Raw genomic sequence first — 25,656 nt, forward strand, 5'->3', positions numbered from 1 at the left:
GCCTCAGCCGGCGGACAGGATCAGGCCGCTCGTCGGCACGCCGGTCCCGGCCGTCACGAGGACGTTCGTGACGGCCGGGACCTGGTTGGCGGCGGTGCCCCTGATCTGCCGGACGGCTTCGGCTATGCCGTTCATGCCATGGATGTACGCCTCCCCGAGCTGCCCGCCGTGCGGGTTGACCGGGAGGCGGCCGTCCAGCTCGATCCCCCCGTCCTGGAGGAAGCCCGGCGCCTCGCCGCGCCCGCAGAAGCCGAGCTCCTCGAGCTGCGCCAGGACGAACGGGGTGAAGTGGTCGTACAGGATGGCTGTCTGGATGTCCGCGGGCGACAGCCCGGACGTCTCCCAGAGCCGGCGGCCGACGACGGACATCTCGGGCAGGCCGCTCATGTCATCGCGGTAGTAGCTGGTCATCATCATCTGGCCCGCGCCAGCGCCCTGGGCCGCCGCCGTGATCACCGCGGGGGATCTGCGCAGGTCGCGGGCCCGCTCGGCGGACGTCACGACCAGGGCCACCGCCCCGTCGCTCTCCTGGCAGCAGTCGAGCAGGTGCAGCGGCTCCACGATCCACCGGGACGCCTGGTGCTCCTCCAGCGTGATGGGACGCCGGTAGAACCAGGCCGCCGGGTTCGTGGCCGCGTGCCTGCGCATGGCCACCGCCACCCGGCCGAAGTCCTGCGAGGTGGCGTCGTACGCGTGCATGTAGCGCCGCGCGAACATGGCCACCCAGGCCGCCGGCGTCATCAGCCCGAACGGCACGTGCCAGCTCATCTCCAGCCCCTGGGAGGTCGGCTGGCCGGTCAGCCCCGCGTTGGGCTGGCCGAAGCGGCGGCCCGAGCGCTCGTTGAACGCGCGATAGCAGACCACCGTGGTGGCCATGCCCGTGGCCACGGCCATGGCCGCGTGCGCGACGGTGCCGCAGGCCGCGCCGCCGCCGTACTCGACGCGGGAGAAGAAGGTCAGGTCGCCGATGCCGGTCTCCCTGGCCACCGCGATCTCCTGGTTGGCGTCCTGGCTGTAGGTGACCAGGCCGTCCACGTCGCCGGGCGACAGGCCCGCGTCGTCGAGCGCCGCCAGCACGGCTTCGGCGGCGAGGCGCAGCTCCGAGCGCCCCGACTCCTTGCTGAACTCGGTGGCGCCGATGCCCGCGATGGCCGTACGTGACCGCACTACCCCTCCCCATTGGTGAACGTGACGGTTCCGGTGGCGTGGTCGCCGAGGCTCACCCGGCCGCGTACCTCGACCGTGAGCCGGTCGCCCGCACTGGCCACGAGCGTGCCGGAGAAGGTGAGGCGGTCGCCCGCGTACGCGGGGACGCCCAGCTTGACGTCGATGCTCCTGATGACGGCCCCTGGGCCCGCCCAGTCGGTGACGTAGCGCTCGACCAGGCCCATGGTGGTCAGGATGTTGAGGAAGATGTCCTTCGAGCCCTGGGCGCGGGCGAGCGCCGTGTCGTGGTGCACCGGGGTGAAGTCCATGGTGGCCAGGGCCGTGGAGACGACCACGGTGGGCGTCAGGTCGATGGACAGCTCCGGCAGGGTGGTCCCGATCATGACGCCTCCGGCGCCCACATGGGCAGGACGAGCCGGTCGTCCATGGCCCGATACGTCACCTGCAGCGGCATGCCGATCTCCACTTCCTCGACGGGGCAGTCCACGACGTTGCCCACGACCCGTACTCCTTCGGGCAGCTCCACCACGCCCACCACGAACGGGGTCTCGCGTCCCGGCACGGGCGGGTGGTGGTGCACGACGTAGCTGTAGAGGGTTCCCGTGCCGCTCGCGACCGTGTGGGCCCGGTTGGCCGAGCGGCAGTGCGGGCACAGCGGGCCCGGCGGGTGGCGCAGCTCGCCGCAGTCGGCGCACGTCTGGATGCGCAGCTCACCCCGCTTGACGCCCTCCCAGAAGAAGGCCGTGTCCTGGTTGATCGCCGGTTGCAGCGGGTACGGCGGGAGCTTGGCGGTCTCCGGTGGGCGAAATTTCAGGACCCGGAAGAGCATCTCGGCGACCGGCTCGTCGTCCTCGCCGTACCAGGTGACGTTCCACGTCGCGAAGAAGCCCACGCCGAGAGCCGTCCGCTTCGGGCCCGCCAGGTCGGAGAACCTCGTGGCCGGGGTGAGGCGCTCGCCGATCCGGACATAGCGGTGGTAGGTCTGCTCGCAGTTCGTCGCCACCACGCCGGTGTAGCCGCTGTCGTTGAGCGCGGCCATCAGGTCGTCGACCGGCGAGCGCTCCTTGCCGGGCTGGGTACGCGGGCCCTGCATGGTCCACACCTGCGCCATCGCGGGCGGGGCGACGCCCCGTTCGAGGTAGGCCGGGTTCGTGTCGCCCATGGCGGCCAGCCAGTGACGGATCATGGGCGCGTTCACCGGGTCGGCGGCCGGGGCGCCGCGTACCTCGCCCAGCGCCACCTGCTTGGCCGCCAGCTCGCGCAGCTCCTCGTCCGTCATCGCGCGCCCGCCCGTCGTCGCGGCGGCGTCCGTCGTCTCAGCGCCCGTCGTCTCAGCGCCCGTCATCGTGGGGGCCTTGGGAGGCTCAGGCCGAGCATGGCGATCAGCTCCCGCTGCACCTCGTTCACCCCGCCGCCGAACGTCAGCACCACCGCCCCCTTCACCCCGTGGTCGACGCGTTCGAGCAGCTCGGCCGTCTCCGGGTCCGAGGGGTCGCCGTACCTGGCCAGGGTGTCGCCGACGATCCGGCCGATCTCCTGCATGCGCTCGGAGCCGTAGATCTTGGTGGCCGACGCGTCGGGGGCGCCCAGCCAGCCGAGGTCCATGTTGGCCGCGACCTGCCAGTTGAGCAGCTCGTTGGTGCGGAAGGCGGCCCACACCCTGGCCAGCGCCCGCCGTACGTCGGGGTTGCCGTCCAGGCCCGTGCGGCGGGCCCATGCCAGGAAGCGGTCGTAGGTCTGGCCGAGGTTGCCGGCCGGGCCGAGCGTGACGCGTTCGTGGTTGAGCTGGTTGACGATCAGGTCCCAGCCCCGGTCGACCTCGCCCACCACCATGTCCGCCGGGACGCGTACGTCGGAGTAGTAGGTGGAGTTGGTGTGGTGGCGGCCGTCCATGGTCACGATCGGGGTCCACGAGAAGCCCGGGTCGTCCGTGGAGGCGATCATCATGGTGATGCCCTTGTGCTTCTTGGCCGTGGGGTTGGTGCGGGCGGCCAGCCAGATGTACTGGGCGTAGTGGGCGCCGCTGGTGAAGATCTTCTGGCCGTTGACGACGTAGTGGTCGCCGTCGAGCACCGCCGTCGTCCGCAGCGAGGCCAGGTCGGTGCCCGCCTCGGGCTCGCTGTAGCCGATGGCGAAGTGGCACTCCCCGGCGAGGATGCGCGGCAGGAACCGGTCCTTCTGCTCCTGGGTGCCGTACTGCATGAGCGTGGGCCCGACGGTCTGCACGGTGATGATGGGGTACGGCACTCCGGCGCGGGCTATCTCGTTGGCGAAGATCTGCTGCTCCAGGGGGCCGTAGCCGCCTCCGCCGTACTCCTTGGGCCAGCCGAGGCCCAGCTTGCCGTCGCGGCCGAGGCGGCGGCAGTGCTCCATGTACGCCTCGCCGAACGGGTCCTGGGCGATCTTCGCGCGGTCCTCGGCGGTGAGGCAGCCGCGGAAGTACTCGCGCAGCTCGTCGCGGAGGCTGCGCTGCTCGGGAGTCAGGTCGATGAGCATCAGACGAGCGCTCCGATCAGGTCGAGCTGGGCGTCGGCGCCGCCGAGCAGGTGGGACAGGTGCTTGGCCTGGGCGAAGTAGCGGTGCAGCGGGTAGGTCACGTCGAGCCCGAGGCCGCCGTGCAGGTGCTGGCAGGTGTAGAGGGCCTTGACCGCCTCACCGACGTGGTACGCCGCCAACGCCAGGTCCTGCTCGGCCGGCAGTCCCTCGCCCAGCCGCCAGACCGCCGACCACATGGCCACGTCCAGCGCCCGGCCGGCGATGTAGACGTCGGCGATCTGCATCGTCACCGCCTGGAACTCGGCCAGCGCCCGGCCGAACTGCCTGCGCTGCCTGATGTAGCCGGTGGTCAGCTCCAGCGCCCCCGCCAGGACGCCGCTGGCCTGGGCGGCGACGGCGGCCGTGAAGATCCGCCGCGCGTCCTCGACCGCCTCGGGCCCCGCCACGTGCTCGGCCGGGGTGTCGTCGAGCACCATCGTGGCGGCGGGCTCCCCCGTGGACGCGAACTCGGCCGTCGTGGCCGGCGACGCCACCAGGAACAGGCCCTCGTCGGCGGTGACCAGCGCCACCGCCCCGGGGTGCGGCACCGACACCTTCCGCCCGTTCAGCACCCACCGGCCCCCGGCAGAGCCCGGGCGGTCGGCCGTCGCGGGCGGTCCCGCCGGGCCGGCGGCGGTCGCGGGCGCGTCGGCCAGGCGGGTGGTGGTGGGCGGGTCGGCCAGGCGGGCGGTGGTGGTGGGTGGGTCGGCGAGGTCGTGGCCGGGCTCGCGGAGGGCGAGGGTCACCCGTCCCGTGGTGCGCCGCTGCTGGTCGGGGCTGCCGTGCCGGGCCAGGGCGAGCGTGCCCGCGAGCGTCGGCAGCGCCGGCACCGGCGCCGCCCGGGCGCCGACCTCCCGCAGCACCACGGCCATCTCCACCGGGCCGAGCCCGGCGCCGCCCGCCTCCTCCGGCACGCAGACGCCCATCAGCCCGGCCTGCCACAGCCGCTCCTCGTCCCCTTCTCTGGCCAGGACCTCGGCCGCGAGCTTCTTCAGATCCTGCTGGGTTTCGTCCAGGTTGAAATCCACTACGTCTCCAAGAGGTGTTGCCTGCCGTGCCGTACGAACTCCTCCTCGATGCCCTTGACGTCCGCCTCGGTCAGCGGCCGTAGCCCGCCGGGGGCGCGCCACCAGACCGGGTCGGCGGCGCGCCATGCCTCGCGGGCGAGGTGCCGCTTGATGACCTTGTGCGAGGGCGTCAGGGGTAACTCACGACAAATGCGGATATAGCGGGGTAATGACTTGGCGCCCAGATCGCGCCGGCCGGCCAGGAACCCGTCGAACGCCGCCGCGTCGAAGGCCCCCTCCAGCACGAGCGCCGCCATCACCTGGTCACCGGCCGCCGGATCCGGCACCGGGTACACCGCCGCCTCCACCACCCCGCCGAACTCCCGCAGCGCGGCCTCGATGGGCGCGACCGCCAGGTTCTCGCCGTCCACGCGCAGCCGCTCGGTCCCCCGCCCGGCGAAGAACACGTAGCCGGCCGGGTCGGCGTAGGCCAGGTCGCCCGACCAGAACGCGCCCTGCCTGATCCGCTCGCCGTCCGCCTCCGGGTCGTTGTAGTAGCCCTCGAACAGCCCGAGCCCGGCCGTGTTGACCAGCTCGCCGACGGCCTCCTCCGCGTTGAGCAGCCGGCCGTCCTCGATCACGCCCGGCGGGCAGGGCAGGCCGGTGAAGGGGTTGAGGATCCGTACGCCGTCGGGCAGGCGGCCGAGGCACCCGGGGGGACCCGAGGGGTCGGGCGTGAGCGAGATGGCCGTCTCGGTGGACCCGAAGGCGTCGATGACCAGGCACCCGAACCGCTCCCCGAACCTTCTGACGGCCACCGCGCTCCCCTCGTTCCCGAACGCGATCTTGAGCGGGTTGGCGGCGTCGTCGGGACGTTCCGGGGTGGCCAGGACGTAGGAGAGGGCCTTGCCGACGTAGTGGAGGTACGTGCAGCCGTATCGCCTGATGTCGGGCAGCAGTCCCGAGGCCGAGAACCGCCGCCGCAACACCAGCGCGGCCCCCGACGCCACGGCCGGGGCGTAGGCGGCCATCAGGGCGCCGGAGTGGAACAGCGGCATCGAGCAGTAGACGACGTCGTCCGGGGCCAGCATCGCCGCCAGGCTCACGCCGGGGACGGCGAGCTTGCGCTGCGTGACGCGTACGGCGCGGGGGCGGCCTGAGGTGCCCGAGGTGAAGATCAGCATCACCAGGTCACCGGGATCGGCGGCACTCTCCACGTGCGCGTCGGCCGCCGGCTCGACGGCGAGCGGCAGCGCCGGCACCCCCAGGTCCGCCGAGACCTGCCGGGCCACCTCCGCGAAGCCATCACCTGCCAGGAGGAGGTCCACGTCCGTCGCGCGGGCGTCGCGGGCCAGCTCCTCGACCCCCCGCGTGGGGTTCAGCGCGACGACCACGTGCCCGGCCAGCGCCGCGCCGCCGACCAGGAAGACCAGCTCGGGAACGTTCTCGCAGAGCACCCCGACGTGCAGGCCGGTCCCGCGCGCGGACAGCCACGCCCCGGCGGCCCGGCAGGCGGCCACGTGCTCCCGCCACGACCACACCCTGTCCTCGAACACCAGTCCGGGCCGGTCGTCCTCGGCCCGGGCGAGCAACAGGGAGCCGAGCGTGTCCGCGGTCATCGCTCCTCCAGCAAGCGCTAGGTAAGCCGAATCGCAAACTAGAACAGATTCTAATATCTGTCCAGAACCCGGCCCGGTCAACAAGTCGCGACATGTGCCCGTAACGCCAAAGACATGGGCCTATACGGCTTGTTTGTGACCCGCGAGTAACAAGCCGCGTAATCGAGAAATCAGATAACGTGTTCTTATGCGTACCACGGACGCGTCGACCGCGGCGCCCTCCAGCGACACCGAGGGGACCATGGAGAGCCACCCCACCCCGGGCGGGCACAGCGTCCGAACTCGCAGCCAGCACCAACGCCGCAAGCGCATCGTCCAGGCCGCCGCCGCGCTGGCCTCGCGCGGCGGGGTCGAGGCCATGCAGATGCGCACGGTGGCCGAGCGCGCGGGCGTGGCGCTTGGCACGCTCTATCGATACTTTCCCTCCAAGATGGACCTCGTCGTGGCCGTGGTCGGCGAGGAGATCGACCTGCTGGAGAGCAGCATCGAGCGCCGGCCGCCCGGGGCCTCCACCCCGTCGAGCCGCGCGGTCGACGTGCTGATGCGGGCCACCCGGGGGCTGATGCGCGAGCCGGAGCTGGCCGACGCGCTCATCCGGTCGCTGATCATGGCCGAGGTCCAGACCCCGTTCGGCGACCGCATGACGGGGCTGCTGCTGCGCGTCTCGGCCAGCGGGCTGACGCTGGAGCAGGCCAGCGAGGAGCAGATCGACCTCGCGGGGTCGTTGGCGAGCGTGTGGGTCCAGGAGTTGCTGGAGATGTTGCGCGGGCGGCGTACGTACGACCAGATCCAGCGGCGCATCGAGACCGCCGCCGCGCGGCTGCTCGCCGACATCTGACGGCCCGATCTTTACGCCTCTTGGCCGCCGGCCCACTCGCGGGCCGGGCCCCGGGCGAGCAGGCTGGACACATGAAGATGAGAGCGATCAGCCAGGACGCCCTGGGCGGCCCGGACGTGCTGAAGACGGTCGAGGTGGACAAGCCGGTGCCCGCCCCGACCGAGGTGCTGGTGCGGGTGGAGGCCGCCGGGCTCAACCCCACCGACTGGAAGACCCGCGCGACCGGCGGCATCCTGCGCATGGCGCCACCGTTCGTGCTGGGCTACGACGTGTCGGGCGTGGTCGAGGGCTCCGGTGTCGGGCAGGCGCTCTACAAGCCGGGCGACGAGGTGTTCGGCATGCTGCGCTACCCGCAGGGCCACGGCGCCTTCGCCGAATACGTGACCGCCCCCTCGCGGCACTTCGTCCGCAAGCCCGAGGGCGTCGACCACGTCCAGGCGGCCGCGCTCCCGCTCGCCGCGCTGACCGCCTGGCAGGCGCTCGTGGACGTCGCCGGCCTGAGAGCGGGCCGGCGGGTGCTGATCCACGCCGCCGCCGGCGGGGTCGGCCACCTGGCGGTGCAGATCGCCAAGGCGCGGGGCGCCTACGTGATCGGCACCGCCAGTGCCGCCAAGCACGACTTCCTGCGCGGGCTGGGCGCCGACGAGCTGGTCGACTACCGGACGACGGACTTCGCCGAGGTCGTACGGGACGTGGACGTGGTGCTGGAGACCATCGGCGGCGACTACGGGACGCGCTCGCTGCGCACCATGCGCGAGGGCGGCACGATCGTCTCGCTCGCCCTGAGCCTGCTCGACCCCGGCCTGCACGCGCGGGCGGCCGAGCTGGGCATCCGGTCGGAGGCCATCCTGGTCGAGCCGGACCAGGCCGCGATGCGGGCGCTGGCGGCCCTGGTCGAGGCGGGCCGGCTGCGGGCGGAGATCGCCGCCGCCCTGCCGCTGGCGGAGGCGGCCAAGGCGCACGAGCTGGGCGAGACCAACCGGACCACGGGCAAGATCGTCCTCACCGTCCCGCACTGATCAGGCGTGTCATGAATGGTGAGTCAAGAGAAACGCACTAATTGCCGGGGCCGGGGGAAAAACTCGTCGATCTGTCGGTGGCGCCGTCTATACAGGGAGGTATGACCGACAAGCCGATTAATGAGGACTTCCTCCGGCTGGCTGATCCGATGCGGCGGGAGCTGCTGGCGCACTGCTACCGCATGATGGGTTCGGTGCACGATGCCGAGGACCTCGTGCAGGAGACCTATCTGCGCGCGTGGCGGGCGTATGACAACTTCGAGGGGCGTTCGTCCCTGCGTACGTGGCTCTACCGCATCGCCACCACCACGTGCCTGACCGCGCTCGACAGCCGCTCCAGGCGACCGCTGCCGACGGGGCTCGGCGCGCCGAGCCTCGAGGCGAGCGCACCCCTGGTGCAGGACCGCGAGGTGCCCTGGCTGGAGCCGATGCCCGACGCCATGGCGGGCGCGGGCGGCGACGACCCGGCCACGATCGTGACCTCGCGCGAGAGCATCAGGCTCGCGCTGATCGCCGCGCTGCAGCACCTGCCGCCCCGGCAGCGCGCGGTGCTGATCCTGCGCGACGTGCTCAAGTGGAAGGCCGCCGAGGTGGCCGAGGCGGTCGGCACCTCCACGGCGGCGGTCAACAGCATCCTGCAGCGGGCCCGGGCCCAGCTCAACGAGGTCTCGCCGAGCCTGGACGACCCGGTGGAGCCGCTGACGCAGGAGCAGCGGGCCCAGCTCGACCGGTATGTCGCGGCGTTCGAGAACTACGACATCGACAGCCTGGTCGACCTGTTCACCAAGGACGCGGTCTGGGAGATGCCGCCGTTCGTCGGGTGGTACCAGGGGCCGGAGACGATCGCCGAGCTCGTCCGTACGCAGTGCCCCGCCAAGGCGGCCGGCGACCTCAAGCTGGTGCCGATCGCGGCCAACGGCCAGCCGGCCTACGCCCTCTATCACCGCCAGGACGGCGTGTACGGGCAGTTCGCGATCATGGTGGTGACGTTCTCCGGCGATCGGCTCGGCCACGTCGGCATGTTCTTCGAGGAGTCGCTGTTCGAGACGTTCGGGCTGCCCGCGAAGTGGGAGGGTTCCGAAACAAAGTAGAACGCGTTACAGTCGCGCCAGAGTATCGTTCTGGAGGCGGCTATGGACACCCCTGTGATCGTCGAGGCCGTTCGCACGCCCATCGGCAAGCGGGCGGGATGGCTGTCAGAGCTGAAACCGCAACAGGTTCTGGCCGGCGCGCTGAACGGGCTCGTCGAGCGGTCGGGCATCGATCCGGCGATCGTGGAGCAGGTGTTCGCCGGGTGCGTGACCCAGGCCGGTGAGCAGGGCGGGCACGTCGGGCGCCATTCGTGGCTGTACGCCGGGCTGCCGTACCGGACGGGCGTCACCACCGTGGACGCCCAGTGCGGCTCCTCGCAGCAGGCGGTGCACCTGGCGGCCGCGATGATCGGCGCGGGCGCGATCGAGGTCGGCATCGGGTGCGGCGTCGAGGTCATGAGCCGCGCGCCGCTGGGCAGCAACGTTCTGCCCGCCCGGCCCAGGCCGGACGACTGGAGCATCGACCTGCCCGACCAGTTCACCGCCGCCGAGCGGATCGCGCGGCGGCGCGGGCTCACCCGCGAGCGGCTCGACTGGTTCGGGGCGCGCTCGCAGCGGCTGGCGGCCAAGGCGTGGGCGGACGGGCGGTTCGAGCGGGAGATCGTGCCCGTCGGGGACGTGCGCAGGGACCAGGGGTTGCGCGAGACCACCGTCGAGGGCCTGGCCAAGCTCAAGCCGGTGCTGGAGGACGGGCTGCACACCGCCGGCACCTCCTCCCAGATCTCCGACGGCGCCGCCGCCGTGCTGGTCATGAGCGAGCGGGCGGCGCGGCGGCACGGGCTGCGGCCCCGGGCCCGGATCCTGGCGCAGGCGCTGGTCGGGGCGGAGCCGTACTACCACCTGGACGGGCCCGTGGAGGCCACGGCCAAGGTGCTGGCGACGTCCGGGATGACGATGGGCGACCTCGACCGGTTCGAGGTGAACGAGGCGTTCGCCTCGGTCGTCCTGTCGTGGGCGAGCGTGCACGAGCCCGACCTCGACCGGGTCAACGTCAACGGCGGCGCGATCGCGCTCGGCCATCCCGTCGGCGCCACGGGCGCTCGGCTGATCACCACGGCGTTGCACGAGCTGGAGCGGTCGGACTCGGCGACCGCGCTGGTCACGATGTGCGCGGGCGGGGCGCTGTCCACGGCGACGATCCTGGAGCGGATCGGCTGACCGCGGCCGGTCCAGCAAGATCGAACACGCGAATCGGGGGAACATGAAGACCAGGCGCAGGCCGTACGCCGAACAGCGGCCGCAGGACCTCGGCGGCGGGGTGTGGAGCGTGCCGGTGCCGATCCCCGGCAACCCGCTCGGCTACACCCTCGTCTACGCCGTCGAGTCGCCCAAGGGCCACGTGCTGGTCGACGCCGGGTGGAACCACCCCGACGCCTGGGACGCGCTCAGCGGCGGCCTGGCGGCGCTCGGGATCGACGTGACCACGGTGAGCGGGGTGGTCGTCACCCATTTCCATCCCGACCACGCCGGGCTCGCCGGTCAGGTCAGGGAGGCGTCCGGCGGCTGGATCGCCATGCACGAGAACGACGCGGCCCTGGTCAGGCTCATGACCGAGTACGCGGCCGGCGAGCACGACGCCTTCCAGACCGACATGCTCAGGCGGGCGGGAGCCGACCCCGGCGAGGCCAGGCAGGCGATGGGCGGCCGTCCCACCCCGCCGGCGCTGCCCGACCGCGAGCTGCGCGACGGCGACCTGGTGGACCTGCCGAGCCGCAAGCTGCGCGCCGTGCACACCCCCGGTCACACGCCGGGGCACATCTGCCTGCACCTGGAGGACGCCGACCGGCTGTTCACCGGCGACCACGTCCTGCCTGACATAACCCCGCACATCGGGATCTATCCCTATGACCGGGACGACGTCGATCCCCTGAGCGACTTCCTGGAGTCGCTGGACCGCGTCAGCGACCTCGGCTCCCTCGACGCCCTGCCCGCCCATGAATGGATATTTCCCGATGTAGCCGCGCGAGCCGCCCAGATCCGACACCATCACGAGGAGAAGCTCGAACGGCTGCGCGCCCTCCTGGCCCAGCGGCCGGAACCGCTGACCATCTGGGAGGCCGCCGCGATGATGACCTGGAACAAGCCGTGGGACGAGCTGGCCCCCATGCTGAGAGGCATGGCGGCCGGCGAGGCCGCCGCCCATTTGCGCACGTTGGAGGCCAGAGGGCAGATCCGCCGCCTGGCCGGTGTCGAACCGGTCCGCTTCCACGCCCTAGACTCCTAGACATCCGATGTCTAGGGAGAAGAGCGTGGCGGTCACCGACGCGGCCATCGACAAGATCAAGCAAATGATCGTCTCGGGCGAGCTGGCCCCCGGCGACCGGCTGCCGAAGGAGGCCGACCTCGCCGAGCGGCTCGGCCTGTCACGCAACTCGCTGCGCGAGGCCGTGCGCGCGCTGTCGCTGATCAACGTGCTCGACGTGCGGCAGGGCGACGGCACCTACGTCACCAGCCTGGAGCCCCGGCTGCTGCTGGACACCATGTCGTTCGTGCTCGACCTGCACCGCGACGACACGGTGCTGCAGTTCTTCGAGGTCCGGCGGATCCTCGAGCCGGCCGCCACGGCGATGGCGACCGAGCAGATGAGCGAGGCCGACATCGAGGAGCTGCGGGTGATCCTGGAGTCGCTGCCCGCCCGGCCCACGGTCGAGGAGCTGGTGGCCAACGACCTGCAGTTCCACCACCGGATCGCGCAGGGCTCCGGCAACAGCGTGCTGTGCTCGTTCATCGAGAGCCTGTCGGGCCCCACGACCCGGGCCCGGATCTGGCGGGGTCTCACGCAGGAGGGCGCGATGGAGAAGACGCGGGAGCAGCACACCGCGATCTACGAGGCCATCGCCGCCCGCCAGGCCGACGTCGCCCGCTCCTGGGCCACCGTGCACGTGGCGGGCGTGGAGTCGTGGCTGCGCAAGGCGCTGGAGCTGGACTGATCACCGGGGCGGCGCGCACGTCGGAGGACTCCGGCATGTCCGGCGCTTCCGGCGCTGATGATCGGGGAGAGCCCGGAAGGGTAGTACCGGTCTTGTGTCCGACAAACTGAAGAAGTATCGGAGCAAGCGCGACCCGGACCGTACCCCCGAGCCCGTCCCCGACGCCTCCCCCGCCCCCTCCGATGGCCGGGCGTTCGTCATCCAGGAGCACCACGCGCGCTCCCTGCACTGGGACCTGCGCCTCGAACGCGACGGCGTCCTGGTGTCCTGGGCCGTCCCCAAGGGCCTGCCCGCCGACCCCGGCACCAACCACCTGGCCGTGCACACCGAGGACCACCCGATGGAGTACCTCACCTTCCACGGCGAGATCCCGAAGGGCGAGTACGGCGGCGGCACCATGACCGTCTGGGACACCGGCACGTACGACACGGAGAAGTGGTCGGATCGCGAGGTCAAGTTCGTCCTGCACGGGGAGCGGGCCTCGGGCCGGTTCGTGCTGTTCCGGACGCGGGGCAAGAACTGGATGATCCACCGCATGGATCCCCCGGTCCGCGACCCGTTCCCGGCCCTGGAGCCCATGCTGCCCACCTCGCGCGCCAGACCCCCGAAGGACACCTCCTCCTACGCCTTCGAGTTCGCCTGGGGCGGCCGCCGCCTCCTGGTGCCCATCGACGGGGGCCGCACGGACGCCGCCCGGGAGCATCCGTGGCTGCGGGGGCTGGCGGAGTCGTTCGGCAGCCGCACGGCGGTGCTGGACGGGGAGCTGGCCACGCTCGGGGGCGCGGAGATCCTCGTCTTCTACGACCTCCTGTACGACGACGGGCGCTCGCTGGTCGAGGAGCCGTACACGGCCCGGCGGGCGGCGCTGGAGGCGCTGGAGCTGACCGGCGCCCACTGGCAGACGGCGCCGTCCTGGCCGGGGGAGGCGGGGCCGGTGCGGCAGGCGGCGCGGGAGCAGGGGCTGCCGGGGGTGGTCGCCAAGCGGCTGGACTCGACGTACGAGCCGGGACCGTCCAAGTCCTGGCTCCTCATCCCACCCTGACCGGCCAACCTGAATACGGCGACCAGATCATCAGGATCATGGCGGCCAAGCAACCAAACTAGCGGCGACCATCGCGTCAGCGATGTGTGCCATGCTGGGGATATGGCCACCTCTCCGATGGGCGCCCTCCTGCCCCGACACGCCGAACGGACCGTGGCCGAGGCACTGCGCGACACCAGGGTCGTCCTGATCAACGGTGCCCGCCAATGCGGCAAGAGCACGTTGGTGCGGCTGCTGGCGAAGAACCAAGAGGCGGAATGGCGAAACCTCGACACGGCGGTGACGAGGCAGTCGGCTCTCGCCGACCCGGACGGCTTCGTGTCCTTCCCCGACCTCATGGTGATCGACGAGATACAAAGAGTCCCCGATCTGGTGCTGGCGATCAAGGCGCAGGTAGATCAAGACCCGAGGCCGGGCCGCTATCTGCTCACCGGGTCGTCCCGGCTCTTGGGACTGAGAGATCTCCCCGACACTCTGCCGGGGAGAATGGAGACCATCGAGCTGTGGCCGTTCGCGCAAGGCGAGATCGACGGCACGGCGGATCGCTTCGTCGACGCGATCTTCTCGGAAGGGTCCATGCTCCGGCACAACTCCCAGGTCACCCGAGTGGATTACACGGAGCGGCTCGTCCGTGGCGGTTTCCCGGAAGCGGCCTCCCGCGACAGCTCGCGTCGCAGAGGACGATTCTTCGACTCCTACGTCGGTGATCTGATAGCACGTGATGTGCGGCAGCTCGCGGAGATCGAGCGTGGCCCCCAGATGCAGGCGCTCATCCGCCTCCTCGCGGCCCGTTCCGGCCAATTGCTGGTCGCGAACACGTTGAGCACCGAGCTCGGCGCGTCCGCGAGCACGGTGAACCGATATCTCGTCCTGCTCGAGGAGGTGTTCCTGATCAAGCGGATCCCGGCTTGGTCCAGGAATCTCAGTAACCGCGCCGTCGGCACGCCGAAAGTGGCGTTCGTGGATTCCGGTGTGGCGGCGAACATGCTGGGAACCGACGCTCGCGGGCTGGTCCGCCCTGGCGGCGCCTTCGGGCCGCTGCTCGAAGGGTTCGTGCTCATGGAGCTGGCTCGGCAGCTCACCTGGTCGGACGAGCTGGCCGAGCTGTATCACTACAGGACCAAGGACGGCACCGAAGTCGATGCCGTGCTGGAAAACCGGCAAGGCCGCGTGGTCGGCGTCGAGGTCAAGGCGGCGTCCACCGTACGAGCCGACGACTTCAAAGGTCTCAAGCACCTCGCCGACCGGCTCGGAGACGACTTCGTCGCAGGCGTGGTGTTGTACACCGGCACACAGACCCTGCCCTTCGGCGACCGGATGCGCGCCATGCCGGTCAGCGCACTCTGGGAGGTCGGCTGAACCGCCGGCCCGCCGGGCTCGTCGGAGGCGGCGGGCCGTGCGGATGCGCTACCCCTGGCCCGGCAGCAACCCCTCCGCCACCAGCTCCGCCCACAACGCTTCCGGCACCGGCCGCGACCACAGGGCGGCGTTCTCCACGACCTCCTGCGGTGCCCGCGCGCCCAGGACGATCGTGGCGATCGCCGGGTGGCGCAGCGGGAAGGCCATGGCCGCCTGGGGCAGCGTGACCCCGTGGCGCTCGCACACCGCCGCGATCCTGCGCGCCTTGTCCACCAGGTCGGCCGGTGCCGGCTGGTAGTTGTAGGTGCCCGACGGCTCGTGCGTGGCCAGGATGCCGCTGTTGAACACCCCGGCGGCCAGCACCTTGACGCCCCGCTCGGCGCACTCCTCCAGGAGCGGCAGGCCCGACTGGTCGAGCAGGGTGTAGCGGCCCGCGAGCATGACCACGTCGATGTCGGTCTCGCGGACGAAGCGCAGCGGCGCCTGCCACTGGTTCATCCCGACGCCGATCGCCTGGATCCGCCCTTCGGCCCTCAGCTCGGCCAGCGCCGGGAACGCCTCCCCGATCGCCTGCTCCACGTGGTCGTCGGGGTCGTGGATGAGGGCGAGGTGCACCGCCGGGAGCCCGAGGCGGGCCAGGGACTCCTCCAGCGAGGTCCGTACGCCGTCGCGGCTGAAGTCCCACACCCGCTCCAGCTCGGCGGGCACGTCGAAGCCCTCGTCGTCGCGGCCCGCACCGGACGCGCCGCCCGTGGCCACCGGGCCCGCACCGGACACGCCCGCGCCGTCACGGCCCTCACCAGACGCACGCACGTCGTCGCGGCCCGCACCGGACGCGACCGCGCCGTCGCGGCCCTCACCCAGGGTGCCCGCGCCGCCGTGGCCCGCACCGGACGGGCCCGTGTCCCCGTGGGCGGGCCTGGTCGGCTTCGGTCTGAGCAGGCGGCCGACCTTCGTGGACAGGAGGTAGCCGGAGCGGCCGGCCAGGGCCACGCCCAGGCGGCGCTCCGACAGGCCCAGGCCGTAGTGGGGCGCGGTGTCGTACAGGCGTACCCCGCTCTCCCAGGCGGCGTCCACCGTGGCGCGGGCCTGCTCCTCGGCTACCTCGTCGTACAGGTTGCCGAGGGGGGCGCCGCCGAAGCCGTACCGTGGCAGGTCGATCCCGCGTCGCATCAATCTTGTGCCTTTCCGCCTGCTATCCGGCTGATCATCAGGGCTATGAGGATGATCGCACCGTAGATGACCGGCTGCCAGAAGCCCGAGACTCCGATGAGGGTGAGGATGTTCTGGACCAGGCCGATCACCAGCACGCCGGTGAGCGCGCCGAGGATCGTGCCCTTGCCGCCGTCCATGCTGACGCCGCCGATGACGGCCGCCGCGAACACCATGAAGATCCAGCCGACGCCCTGGTTGTTGCCGATTGCCCCGAGGCGTCCGGTCTCCAGGATGCCGGCCAGCGCCGCCAGCGTGCCGCCCAGGATGAACACGCCGTACAGCACCCGGTCCACCCGGATGCCGGCGGCGCGGGCCGCGTCGGTGTTGCCGCCGATCGCGTACAGCGACCGGCCCAGCCTGAGGTAGCCGAGCCCGAAGATGCCCGCCGCGAACAGCACGCCGGCGATCCAGATGGCCGCCGGCAGGCCGAGCCACATGGCGCTGCCCAGGTAGAGGATCGAGCTGGGGAGCTCGAACAACGTCTTGCCCTCCGTCGGCCCCTGCAGGAAGCCGTGCACGATGATCAGCATGGCCAGCGTGACGATGAACGCCGACAGCTGGAACCTGATGATCAGGAAGCCGTTGAACGCCCCGATCGCCGCCCCGATGAGCAGGGCCAGCGGGATCACCAACATCCCGGGCAGCCCGATGCCGAATCCGCCCGCCGACGCCGGGATCACCAGCATCACCGCGATGGCCGGCGCGGTGCCGACCGTGGACTCCAGCGACAGGTCGAACTTGCCGGCGATCAGGATCATCGCCTCGGCCAGCACGAGCAGCGAGATCGCCGCCTGCTGCTGGAGCACGTTCGTCAGGTTGCCCGCCGTCAGGAAGGTCGGGTCCAGGAACGCGCCCACCACGAGCAGGATCACGATCACCGGAACGAGCGTCAGGTCGCGGAACCTGGTCAGCCGCAGCCGGGGGGCCGGCGCAGTCAAAGTGGTCACTCCTCTATGCCTTCCATCACGGCCACGAGCTCGTGGTCGGTCCAGCCACGTGGCACGTCCTTGACGACCCTGCCGTGGAACATCACCAGCACCCGGTCGCAGATCCGCAGGTCGTCGAGCTCGTCGGAGACCACGACGGCCCCCGCTCCCCGCTCGACCGCGTCCTCGACGGCGCCGAGCAGGGCCTGCTTGGCCTTGACGTCGACGCCGGCGGTCGGGTTGATCACGACCAGGACGTTCGGGTCGTCCACGAGCGCCCGGGCGAACACCACCTTCTGTGCGTTCCCTCCGGAAAGGTCACCGACGGGCTGGTCAGGCCCTTCGGTCTTGATGTCCAGAATGCCGATCATCTGCTCCGCCTTCGCCCGGCGCCTCGCCGGGGAGACCACGCCGTAGCGGCCCAGCTTGCGGGCGATCGGGAACGTCGCGTTCTCCCCCACCGACAGCAGCGGGACGAAGCCCTCGTGGTGGCGGTCCTCCGGGACGAACCCGAGCCCGGCCTTCATGGCGGCGGGCACGTCGCCGGGCCTGACCCGGGTGCCGTTGACCATGACGGTGCCGGAGTCGGGCTTACGCAGCCCGACCAGGGTCTCGGCCAGGCCGACCTTGCCGCTGCTCGCGGAGCCGGCCAGGCCGACGACCTCGCCCGACCTGACGGAGAGGTCGATGTCCGTGTAGCGGCCGGCCAGCGTGAGGCTCTCACCCGACAGCACCACGGCGTCGGAGGGGGTGCGGGAGCGGGACTCGTACGCCGCCGTGGCCTCCCCCGTCATCGCGGCGACCAGCTCGTCGTGCGGCAGGTCGGCCACCGGCCTGGTCGCGACGTGCCGGGCGTCGCGGAAGACCGTGACGCTCTGGCAGATCTCGTAGACCTCGTCGAGGTGGTGGGAGATGTACATCATGGTGACGCCCTGCTCGCGCAGCGACCGCATGCGCGCGAACAGCCGCTCGATCGCCGGCCCGTCCAGCCGGGCCGTGGGCTCGTCGAGGATGATGAACCTGGCCCCGAACGACAGCGCGCGGGCGATCTCCACGAGCTGGCGCTGCTCCACGCTCAGGTCCCCGGCCAGCGCCTGCGCGTCCACGTCCACCTCGTACGTGTCCAGCAGCTCGCGTGCCCTGACCCGCAGCGCCCGCCAGTTGATCGTGCCCCTGGCCGACTGGCGGTTGAGGAACAGGTTCTCGGCGACCGTCAGCGCCGGGATGATCGTGGACTTCTGGTAGACACACGCGACGCGCTGCCGCCAGGCGTCGCGGTCGGCGAGGGCGGGCGCCGCCTCTCCCGAGAACCGCACCTCGCCCTCGTCCGGCCGCTGGAGCCCGGTGAGGATCGACACCAGGGTGGACTTCCCCGCGCCGTTCCTGCCGACGAGCGCGTGGGTCTCACCCTCCGCGATCGCGATCTCCGCGCCGTTCAGCGCGGTGGTGGGGCCGAAGCGCTTGACGACGTTTCGGGCTTCGACGTGAATGCTCATTACTTGACCTGGTTGCCCCAGAGGGCCTTGTCGTCCACGTTCTCCTTGGTCACGAGGGGCGCGGGGAGCTGGTCCTCCAGGCCGTTCGGCAGCTGGATGATCGTGCTGTCGTGGTCGGTCGGGCCCGGCTTGAACGTCTTGCCCTCGGCTGCGGCCTTGGCGTAGTAGAGGGCGTACTTGGCGTACAGGTCGGCCGGCTGCGACACCGTCGCGTCGATGTCACCCTTCCGGATCGACTCGAACTCCTGCGGGATCCCGTCGTTCGAGATCACGAAGATGTGCTTGGGGTCGCTCGGCGGGACCAGCAGGCCCTTCTGCTTGAGCACCTGCAGTGTCGGGGCCAGGTGTACGCCGCCTGCGTGCAGGTAGATGCCCTTGATGTCCGGGTTCTGCTCCAGGCGGGTCTGCAGCATGGACGCCGCCTTGCTGCCCTCCCACTCGGTCGGCTCGCTGAACACCGTGATCCCGGGGAACTTCGCCTTCATGCACTCCAGGAACGCCTCCGACCGGTCACGGCCGTTGATCGAGCTGAGCGCGCCCTGGAGCTGCACGACCTTGCCCTTGCCGCCGAGCTTCTCGCCGAGGAACTCGCACGCCTTGGTGCCGTACGCGCGGTTGTCGGCGCGTACGACCATGTAGACCTTGCCCTTGTCCGGCCGGGTGTCGACGGTCACGACGGGGATCTTCTTGTTCTCCAGTTGCTGGAGCGTATTGGCGATCGCGCCGGTGTCCTGCGGGGCCATGACGATGACCTTGGCGCCCTGGCCGGTCAGCGCCTGCACGTTGTTGACCAGCTTGGCCACGTCGTTCTGCGAGTTCGTGGCGGGCATGAGGTCCACCTTGAGCTCGCCGGCCATCTGCGGGACGTATTTGATGTAGGAGTTCCAGAAGTCGGAGTCGGCCCGGGGGTGATCGATCCCGACCTTCCCGCCGCCGCTCCCTCCTTCCGTCGTGGTGCCTGAGCCACACGCGGTGACGACCGTCAGCAGGGCCGCGACCGCGGCCACCCGTCCGAACTTCATGGGGGGATTACCTTCCTTGGTTGCCTGGCCGGAGCCGCAGCCCCTGCATGCCGCCGTCCACCGCGAGCGCGGTCCCGGTGGTCGAGCCGGCCTCGGGGCTGGCGAGGTAGGCGATCGCGGCGGCGACCTCCTCCGCGCTGACCAGGCGGCCCATCGGCTGCCTGGCGTTGAGCGCCGCGCGTTCCGCCTCGGGGTCGTCGGCCGCGTCCAGCAGCCGGGCGACCCACGGGGTGTCGGCGGTGCCCGGGTTGACGCAGTTGACCCGGATGCCCTCACGGATGTGGTCCGCCGCCATGGCGAGCGTCAGCGACAGCACCGCGCCCTTGGTGGCGCTGTAGAGCGCCCGCTGCGGCAGCCCGGCGGTGGCGGCGATCGAGCAGGTGTTGACGATCGCGGCGTGCTCGGACCTCCTCAGGTACGGCAGCGCCGCCCGCGCCACCCGGACCATGCCGAGCACGTTGACGTCGAACACCTTGTGCCACTCGCTGTCCGGGTTGTCCTCGATCGTTCCTTGTGCGCCGATGCCCGCGTTGTTGACGAGCACGTCGATGCCGCCCAGCCGCTCGGCGGCCTCGGCCACCGCAGCCCGCACCCCGGCGTCGTCCGTCACGTCGGCCTTGATCCCGATGAACGGCTCGCCGGGCGGGTTGAGGTCGAGGCACGCGACCTTCATGCCACGTCCGGCCAGCGCGGTGGCCGCGGCCAGCCCGATCCCGGACCCACCGCCGGTCACGACCGCTTTCAAACTCACACGCCCCTCCAACCCTCGATCGCCTTGCCCTTCACGGGCCCGTCTGTCCCTCGCCGACCGCCGGCCCGCTCGCCACGCGCCCGATCGGCACGAGCCCGCTCACCACGCGCCTGATCGGCACGTCGGCCCAGCTCCCGGCCCGGACGCCCTCCTTGACTCCGGTCCGGACGCCCTCGCAGGCCGCGGCCCGGACGCCCTCCCAGGCCGCGACCTGGACGCCTTCCCGGACCTGGGCCCGGGCATCTTCCCGAGTCACCGTCCGGGTGTCGGTCACCGCATGCCGGCCTGGTCATGTGTCGTCCCTCCAGACCTCACCGTCGGGGAAGGTGTGGGCGGCGATCGACTCCGCGCGCATCTCCGCGCTGAAGCCGGGCCTGGACGGCGCCACGTACCGGCCGCCGCGGATGACGACCGGGTCCACGAAGTGCTCGTGGAGGTGGTCGACGTACTCGATCACGCGGCCGTCCATGGTCCCGGTGACCGCCACGAAGTCGAACATCGACAGGTGCTGCACCAGCTCGCACAGCCCGACGCCGCCCGCGTGCGGGCACACCGGCACGCCGAACTTGGCCGCCAGCAGCAGGATCGCCAGGTTCTCGTTGACCCCGCCGACGCGGGCGGAGTCGATCTGCACGTAGGAGATGGCCTCGGCCTGCAGGAGTTGCTTGAACACGATGCGGTTCTGCACGTGCTCGCCGGTGGCCACCGGAACGGGCGCGATGCCCCGGGCGATGGCGGCGTGCCCGAGCACGTCGTCCGGACTCGTCGGCTCCTCCACCCAGTGCGGGTTGAACTCGCGCAGCGCGTTGACCCACTCGATGCCCGAGCCGACGTCCCAGCGCTGGTTGGCGTCGATCGCGATCGGGAAATCGGCCCCGCACACCTCCCGGGCCACCCTGAACCGCCGCCGGTCGTCGTCCAGATCGGCGCCGACCTTGAGCTTGATCTGCCCGAACCCCTGGTCGAGCGCCTCCTTGCAGAGCCGCCGCAGCTTCTCGTCGTCGTATCCCAGCCACCCCGGGGAGGTCGTGTACGCGGGATAGCCCGTCTCCACCAGCTGCTCGATCCGCGCCTGCTTCCCCCCTTCCTGGCTCTTCAGGATCCGGAGGGCCTCGTCCTTGGTCAGCGCGTCGCTCAGGTAGCGGAAGTCGATGAGCTCGACGATCTCCTCGGGCGACATCTCGGACAACAACCGCCACAGCGGCTTGCCCGCCCGCTTGGCCTTGAGGTCCCACAGGGCGTTGACCACGGCGGAGATCGCCATGTGCATGACGCCCTTCTCCGGCCCCAGCCAGCGCAGCTGCGAGTCGTTGACCATGTCCTTGTACAGAGCGCCGAGGTCCTCGACGTCCTTGCCGAGCACGTACGGCTCCAGCGCACTGATGGCCGTGGTCTGGATGTCGTTCCCGCGCCCGATCGTGAAGGCGAACCCGTGCCCCTCGTACCCGTCGTCCGTCTTGAGCACCACGTAGGCGGCGGAGTAGTCGGGATCGGGGTTCATCGCGTCAGAGCCGTCGAGTTCGCGGGAGGTCGGGAAGCGCACGTCGTGCGTCTCCACCCCCACGATCCGGTACGTGCCCGCGGCCGTCATGCCTGTCCCACCGTCTGGCGCTGCCGCCCCAACCCCTCGATCTCCAGCTCCATCACGTCACCGGCCCGCAGGTACGGCTGCCCCGCCATCCCCATCGCGACGCCGGCCGGCGTGCCGGTGTTGATCACGTCGCCCGGCTCCAGCACCATGAACTGGCTCAGGTAGCGCACGATCTCGGCCACATCGAAGATCATGTTCTTGGTGTCGCCGTCCTGGCGCAGCTCGCCGTTCACCCACAGGCGCATGGGCAGGCTCTGCGGGTCGCCCACCTCGTCGGCCGGCACCAGCCATGGGCCGAGCGGGTTGAACGTCTCGCAGGACTTGCCCTTGTCCCACTGCCCGCCGCGCTCGAGCTGGAACTCGCGCTCGGACACGTCGTTGGAGATCGCGTACCCGGCGATCACGCCGAGCGCCTCCTCCTTGCTGCCGAGGTAGCGGGCCTGCCGTCCGATGACCACGGCCAGCTCCACCTCCCAGTCGGTCTTCACACTGCCTCGAGGCACGAGCACCTCGTCGTACGGGCCGACCATGGTGTTGCTCGCCTTCATGAACACCACCGGCTCGGCCGGCACCTCGGCCCCCGACTCGGCGGCGTGGTCGCTGTAGTTCAGCCCGATGCAGACGATCTTCCCCGCACGCGCGATGGGGGCGCCGATCCGCAGCCCTTCGGCCTCGACGACGGGCAGGGCACCGCGCTCCAGCGCGTCGCGGACGCGCGCCACTCCCCCAGAGGCGAGGAAAGCACCGTCGATGTCGGGCTCCCCGATGTCGCGCAGGTTGCCGGCGTCGTCCATGACCACCGGTCGCTCCTGGCCGACAGGTCCTACTCGCAGCAGCTTCACACCGCACCCTTCAGCTATACATCCGATGTCTCGTGTCTCGATGCTGGTGCGACGAGACGGAGTGTGTCAAGGGCGCCGAGATGGATACATCCGATCCGTGACCTCGAAATACACCCTTTGGAGGACCTTGTCCACTGTGAACCGAGTTAACCGCTCCGACCGCTGGATTCACCCGGCCGAAATCCTCTCCAGCAAAACATCGGACGACAAACAAACCCCATTGATCCGGCGCATGGTCGCCACGAAGCGGCTTCGGCCCACGCCGGACCCATATCCGGACCCTGATGGACCAGGAACGATCCACCGCCGTCCTTGACGGCCGTACAGACACGTAATAGAACACGTTTCAGTACAGCGTAACCAAGCGCTTGATCAAGAGGTGAAACCGCGTGCACATCGACCTTGTCGACAGGGACCTTTACGCGACAGCCGGCCCACCCCACGACCAACTCGCCTGGCTGCGCGCGAACTCCCCCGTCCACTGGCACGAGGGCGAGCCCGGGTTCTGGGCCGTGACCCGATACGAGGATGTCGTGCACATCTCGCGGCACTCCGACCTCTTCTCCTCCCACCGTAAGCTCGCCCTCTTCGACGACCTGCCCGAGGACCAGATCGCGTTGCAGCGCCTCATGATGCTCAACCAGGACCCGCCTGAGCACACGAGGCGGCGCTCCCTGGTCAACCGGGGCTTCACCCCGCGCACGATCGGAGCCCTCGAACAACACATCCGCGACATCTGCGACGACCTCCTCGACAAGCTGACCGGCGAGATCGACTTCGTCACCGAAGTCGCCGCGCCCCTGCCCCTCTACGTGATCTGCGAGCTCCTCGGGGCCCCGGTGACGGACCGCGACAAGGTGTTCAACTGGTCGAACCGCATGATCGGCGCCCAGGACCCCGACTACTCCTCCTCCCCCGAGGAAGGCTCGGCGGCCGCCATGGAGGTCTACGCCTACGCCAACCAGCTCGCCGCCCAGCGCAGGGTCAACCCCAGGAACGACATCGTCACCAAGCTCCTCCAGCCGGACGAGCACGGCGAAACCCTCGGTGAGGACGAGTTCGACCTCTTCGTCCTCCTCCTGGTGGTGGCCGGCAACGAGACCACCCGCAACGCGGCCTCCGGCGGCATGCTCGCCCTCTTCGAGCACCCCGACCAGTGGGACCGCCTGGTCGCCGACCCGGCCCTGGCGAAGACGGCCGCCGACGAGATCGTCCGCTGGGTCTCCCCGGTCAACCTCTTCCGCCGTACGTCGACGACGGACCAGGTGCTGGGCGGGCAGGAGATCAAGGCCGACGACAAGGTCGTGGTCTTCTACGCCTCGGCCAACCGCGACACCTCCGTCTTCCCCGACGCCGACACCTTCGACATCGGCCGCGACCCCAACCCCCACATCGGCTTCGGCGGCGGGGGCGCCCACTTCTGCCTGGGGAACCACCTGGCCAAACTGGAGCTCCGGATCCTCTTCGAGCAACTGGCCCGCCGCCACCCCCGCCTGCACCAGTCCGGCGAGGCCCGGCGACTGCGCTCGAACTTCATCAACGGCATCAAGGAACTGCCGGTGACCATCGGCTGATCGCCGGCGCTGCCCGGGCCCCAGCGACGCGTCGGACAGCCGCGTCGCAGCGACGGCCCTGACGACGCAGGCAGCCGGCGCCGCTGAGGGTGACGCGGCAACGGTGGCCACAGCTGCCGCGGCGGCCGTGACGACAGCCGTGACGACTGCCGTGGCCGTGGAGTCGGCGGTGGCGGTGGCGGTAGTCGTCGCGTAGCTATGGCCACCGCCGTCATCACCGCCGTCGCCGTCGCTGTCGCAGGCCGTCGCCGCCACGTAGCCATGCCCATCGTCGCCGCGCCGTCGCTGCTGTTGCCGTCGCCACCGCGTAGCCGTGGCTGTGGCTGTGGCCGTCACCGTGGCCGTCACCGTGACCGTCACCGTCACCACCACCGTGACCGTGGCCGTCACCGTGGCCGTCACCGTGGCCGTCACCGTGGCCGTCACCGTGGCCGTCACCGTGGCCGTCACCGTGGCCGTCACCGTGGCCGTCACCGTGGCCGTCACCGTGGCCGTCACCGTGGCCGTCACCGTGACCGTCACCGTGACCGTCACCGTCACCGTCACCGTCACCGTCGCCGTGGCGATTGCCGTTGCCGTCGCCGTGGCGATTGCCGTGACGGAGACGTGAAGGGGCCGTGGCCGTGGCGGAGCGTGGCCGACGGACGGGGCGGTTTGTCGGTGTGGTTGGCCGTGCCTGGTGATGAGGGAGCGTCAGCGGCGTGAGCGAGCGGGTCCCGACCAGGTCCTGGTCGGTACCCGGTTGGGTAATCGGTAGCGGGGTTTGCGGCGGGCTGCGCGGATGCGGGCGAGGATGCGGTTGGTGCGCTCAGGGCCCGGCTGCCAGCCGCTTTCGATCAATGCGTCGGCCACGTGGTGGAGGAGGTCAGCGATCTGGCCGGGGATGACGTCCCTCCGGACGGCGATCACCCGCCAGCCCCGCCGCCGTAGCTCCTCCCGCCGGTCGGTGTCGTGCTGCTGGTCGGCGATCGAGGTGTGATGCTCCCGCCCGTCGTACTCGACCGCGACCTTGAACTCCTCCCAGCCCAGGTCGAGGTAGGCGGATCGGTCCTCTCCCAGCTCCACCCGGATCTGGGTGGTGGGCCTGGGGAGGCCGCCGTCCACCAGGATGACCCTGAGCCAGCTCTCCCTCGGTGAGGCGGCTCCCCGGTCGGCGAGGCTGAGCGTGTCGCGCAGGCGCCACGTGTTGAGCGGGCGATGCCACAGGGCTTCCAGGTCGACTCCCCGGCGGGCGAACTGGTCGAGGGCGGCCACGGCTTCCATGCGCGGCAGCCAGCGGGCGCAGTCGAGGGCCGTGCGCTCCATCGTGGTGATCCGAATGCCCTTGTTCTCGGTGACGTCCTCGCTGGGGAGAGGGGCCACGTAAGTCACGCAGCCTGGGATGGCGAGGTGGTCGGAGGCGGTCAGCTCGACGGGCCAGTCGGCTTCCGGGATGGGGAGGACCTGGAGGCCCCAGATGTGCGCCGCCGTCTGGCGGGAGGCTACGGCCTGCGGGACCACGCGGGTGATGCGGCCGACGCGTGCGATCAAGGATGCGGTGTCTGAGGTCGAGGGCGGTTGCACGCCGGGCCACGAATGACTTGCCGAAGCGTCCGATGGCGCCGTGGGAGCACCTGGAGGGCGGGTCGGGGT

25 protein-coding genes are annotated in these 25,656 nt (G+C 70.8%); 10 read left to right on the forward strand and 15 right to left on the reverse strand.

The annotated features are described in order from the left end of the window. Positions 1-3 precede the first annotated feature (3 nt). From ACBJ59_RS18855 to ACBJ59_RS18880, 6 genes are read right to left on the reverse strand one after another with little or no spacing between them, the layout of a single operon-like run. The gene (locus ACBJ59_RS18855) at positions 4-1,167 is read right to left on the reverse strand and encodes a lipid-transfer protein (protein ID WP_375111492.1); all 1,164 of its coding nucleotides are present in this window, start codon (positions 1,165-1,167) and stop codon (positions 4-6) included. Next, positions 1,167-1,550 (reverse strand): MaoC/PaaZ C-terminal domain-containing protein, encoded by a 384-nt coding sequence (locus tag ACBJ59_RS18860; RefSeq protein ID WP_375111493.1) that lies wholly within the window; start codon positions 1,548-1,550, stop codon positions 1,167-1,169. Before ACBJ59_RS18860 ends, ACBJ59_RS18855 begins: the two co-directional genes overlap by 1 nt. Further along, entirely contained in the window at positions 1,547-2,512 is a 966-nt protein-coding gene (locus tag ACBJ59_RS18865) for a bifunctional MaoC family dehydratase N-terminal/OB-fold nucleic acid binding domain-containing protein (RefSeq protein WP_375111494.1), read from the reverse strand. The genes ACBJ59_RS18860 and ACBJ59_RS18865 overlap by 4 nt, the downstream gene beginning before the upstream one ends. Next, positions 2,509-3,663, reverse strand: coding sequence for an acyl-CoA dehydrogenase family protein (locus ACBJ59_RS18870; protein ID WP_375111495.1), 1,155 nt, complete (start codon positions 3,661-3,663; stop codon positions 2,509-2,511). Before ACBJ59_RS18870 ends, ACBJ59_RS18865 begins: the two co-directional genes overlap by 4 nt. Further along, positions 3,663-4,730, reverse strand: a complete 1,068-nt coding sequence (locus ACBJ59_RS18875; RefSeq protein ID WP_375111496.1) for an acyl-CoA dehydrogenase family protein — start codon at positions 4,728-4,730, stop codon at positions 3,663-3,665. The genes ACBJ59_RS18870 and ACBJ59_RS18875 overlap by 1 nt, the downstream gene beginning before the upstream one ends. Further along, positions 4,730-6,328 (reverse strand): AMP-binding protein, encoded by a 1,599-nt coding sequence (locus ACBJ59_RS18880; RefSeq protein ID WP_375111497.1) that lies wholly within the window; start codon positions 6,326-6,328, stop codon positions 4,730-4,732. The genes ACBJ59_RS18875 and ACBJ59_RS18880 overlap by 1 nt, the downstream gene beginning before the upstream one ends. A 187-nt stretch (positions 6,329-6,515) precedes the next feature. On the opposite strand from ACBJ59_RS18880, the gene ACBJ59_RS18885 reads away from it, so the two are divergent. The 8 genes from ACBJ59_RS18885 (at position 6,516) to ACBJ59_RS18920 (ending at position 14,607) form a co-directional block, all read left to right on the forward strand. Next, positions 6,516-7,166, forward strand: a complete 651-nt coding sequence (locus tag ACBJ59_RS18885; protein ID WP_375111498.1) for a TetR family transcriptional regulator — start codon at positions 6,516-6,518, stop codon at positions 7,164-7,166. A gap of 77 nt (positions 7,167-7,243) precedes the next feature. After that, entirely contained in the window at positions 7,244-8,185 is a 942-nt protein-coding gene (locus tag ACBJ59_RS18890; RefSeq protein WP_375111526.1) for an NADP-dependent oxidoreductase, read from the forward strand. A gap of 101 nt (positions 8,186-8,286) precedes the next feature. Next, entirely contained in the window at positions 8,287-9,276 is a 990-nt protein-coding gene (locus ACBJ59_RS18895) for a sigma-70 family RNA polymerase sigma factor (RefSeq protein ID WP_375111499.1), read from the forward strand. A 42-nt stretch (positions 9,277-9,318) separates the two neighbouring features. Continuing rightward, complete coding sequence (locus tag ACBJ59_RS18900) at positions 9,319-10,434, forward strand: steroid 3-ketoacyl-CoA thiolase (RefSeq protein ID WP_364126017.1); 1,116 nt, start codon at positions 9,319-9,321, stop codon at positions 10,432-10,434. Between the two features lie 43 nt (positions 10,435-10,477). After that, entirely contained in the window at positions 10,478-11,500 is a 1,023-nt protein-coding gene (locus ACBJ59_RS18905; protein WP_375111500.1) for an MBL fold metallo-hydrolase, read from the forward strand. A gap of 25 nt (positions 11,501-11,525) precedes the next feature. Continuing rightward, complete coding sequence (locus ACBJ59_RS18910) at positions 11,526-12,206, forward strand: FadR/GntR family transcriptional regulator (protein ID WP_375111501.1); 681 nt, start codon at positions 11,526-11,528, stop codon at positions 12,204-12,206. Positions 12,207-12,300: 94 nt separating this feature from the next. After that, positions 12,301-13,248, forward strand: coding sequence for a DNA polymerase ligase N-terminal domain-containing protein (locus ACBJ59_RS18915; protein WP_375111502.1), 948 nt, complete (start codon positions 12,301-12,303; stop codon positions 13,246-13,248). Positions 13,249-13,350: 102 nt separating this feature from the next. After that, positions 13,351-14,607, forward strand: a complete 1,257-nt coding sequence (locus tag ACBJ59_RS18920) for an ATP-binding protein (RefSeq protein WP_375111503.1) — start codon at positions 13,351-13,353, stop codon at positions 14,605-14,607. A 48-nt stretch (positions 14,608-14,655) separates the two neighbouring features. Here the strand turns inward: ACBJ59_RS18920 and ACBJ59_RS18925 are convergent, their stop codons facing one another. Genes ACBJ59_RS18925 through ACBJ59_RS18960 form a run of 8 tightly spaced genes read right to left on the reverse strand, consistent with a single transcriptional unit; the run spans position 14,656 to position 22,402 of the window. Then, on the reverse strand, positions 14,656-15,780 hold the full coding sequence (locus ACBJ59_RS18925) for an aldo/keto reductase (RefSeq protein ID WP_375111504.1): 1,125 nt from the start codon (positions 15,778-15,780) through the stop codon (positions 14,656-14,658). Beyond that, the gene (locus ACBJ59_RS18930) at positions 15,780-16,769 is read right to left on the reverse strand and encodes an ABC transporter permease (protein ID WP_375111505.1); all 990 of its coding nucleotides are present in this window, start codon (positions 16,767-16,769) and stop codon (positions 15,780-15,782) included. The genes ACBJ59_RS18925 and ACBJ59_RS18930 overlap by 1 nt, the downstream gene beginning before the upstream one ends. After that, positions 16,766-18,244, reverse strand: coding sequence for a sugar ABC transporter ATP-binding protein (locus ACBJ59_RS18935; protein WP_375111506.1), 1,479 nt, complete (start codon positions 18,242-18,244; stop codon positions 16,766-16,768). Before ACBJ59_RS18935 ends, ACBJ59_RS18930 begins: the two co-directional genes overlap by 4 nt. Further along, positions 18,244-19,266: a sugar ABC transporter substrate-binding protein gene (locus ACBJ59_RS18940; RefSeq protein WP_364125998.1), complete on the reverse strand. Its 1,023-nt coding sequence runs from the start codon at positions 19,264-19,266 to the stop codon at positions 18,244-18,246. Before ACBJ59_RS18940 ends, ACBJ59_RS18935 begins: the two co-directional genes overlap by 1 nt. A gap of 7 nt (positions 19,267-19,273) precedes the next feature. Then, positions 19,274-20,017: an SDR family NAD(P)-dependent oxidoreductase gene (locus ACBJ59_RS18945; protein WP_375111507.1), complete on the reverse strand. Its 744-nt coding sequence runs from the start codon at positions 20,015-20,017 to the stop codon at positions 19,274-19,276. A 31-nt stretch (positions 20,018-20,048) separates the two neighbouring features. Continuing rightward, positions 20,049-20,273 (reverse strand): hypothetical protein, encoded by a 225-nt coding sequence (locus ACBJ59_RS18950; RefSeq protein ID WP_375111508.1) that lies wholly within the window; start codon positions 20,271-20,273, stop codon positions 20,049-20,051. Positions 20,274-20,306: 33 nt separating this feature from the next. Then, positions 20,307-21,608: an enolase C-terminal domain-like protein gene (locus ACBJ59_RS18955; protein WP_375111509.1), complete on the reverse strand. Its 1,302-nt coding sequence runs from the start codon at positions 21,606-21,608 to the stop codon at positions 20,307-20,309. After that, positions 21,605-22,402, reverse strand: coding sequence for a fumarylacetoacetate hydrolase family protein (locus ACBJ59_RS18960; RefSeq protein ID WP_375111527.1), 798 nt, complete (start codon positions 22,400-22,402; stop codon positions 21,605-21,607). Before ACBJ59_RS18960 ends, ACBJ59_RS18955 begins: the two co-directional genes overlap by 4 nt. Positions 22,403-22,839: 437 nt before the next feature. Here ACBJ59_RS18960 and ACBJ59_RS18965 point away from each other — a divergent pair, with 437 nt between their 5' ends. Both ACBJ59_RS18965 and ACBJ59_RS18970 read left to right on the forward strand, forming a co-directional pair. Further along, positions 22,840-24,024 (forward strand): cytochrome P450, encoded by a 1,185-nt coding sequence (locus ACBJ59_RS18965; protein ID WP_375111510.1) that lies wholly within the window; start codon positions 22,840-22,842, stop codon positions 24,022-24,024. A gap of 313 nt (positions 24,025-24,337) precedes the next feature. Then, positions 24,338-24,634 carry a hypothetical protein gene (locus tag ACBJ59_RS18970; RefSeq protein WP_375111511.1) on the forward strand — a complete coding sequence of 99 codons (297 nt, stop codon included), beginning with the start codon at positions 24,338-24,340 and terminating at the stop codon, positions 24,632-24,634. Between the two features lie 83 nt (positions 24,635-24,717). Here the strand turns inward: ACBJ59_RS18970 and ACBJ59_RS18975 are convergent, their stop codons facing one another. Then, positions 24,718-25,554, reverse strand: a complete 837-nt coding sequence (locus ACBJ59_RS18975) for a DUF559 domain-containing protein (protein ID WP_375111512.1) — start codon at positions 25,552-25,554, stop codon at positions 24,718-24,720. Positions 25,555-25,656 lie beyond the last annotated feature (102 nt).

It is taken from the genome of Nonomuraea sp. MTCD27 (assembly GCF_041950495.1).
Lineage (GTDB): Bacteria > Actinomycetota > Actinomycetes > Streptosporangiales > Streptosporangiaceae > Nonomuraea.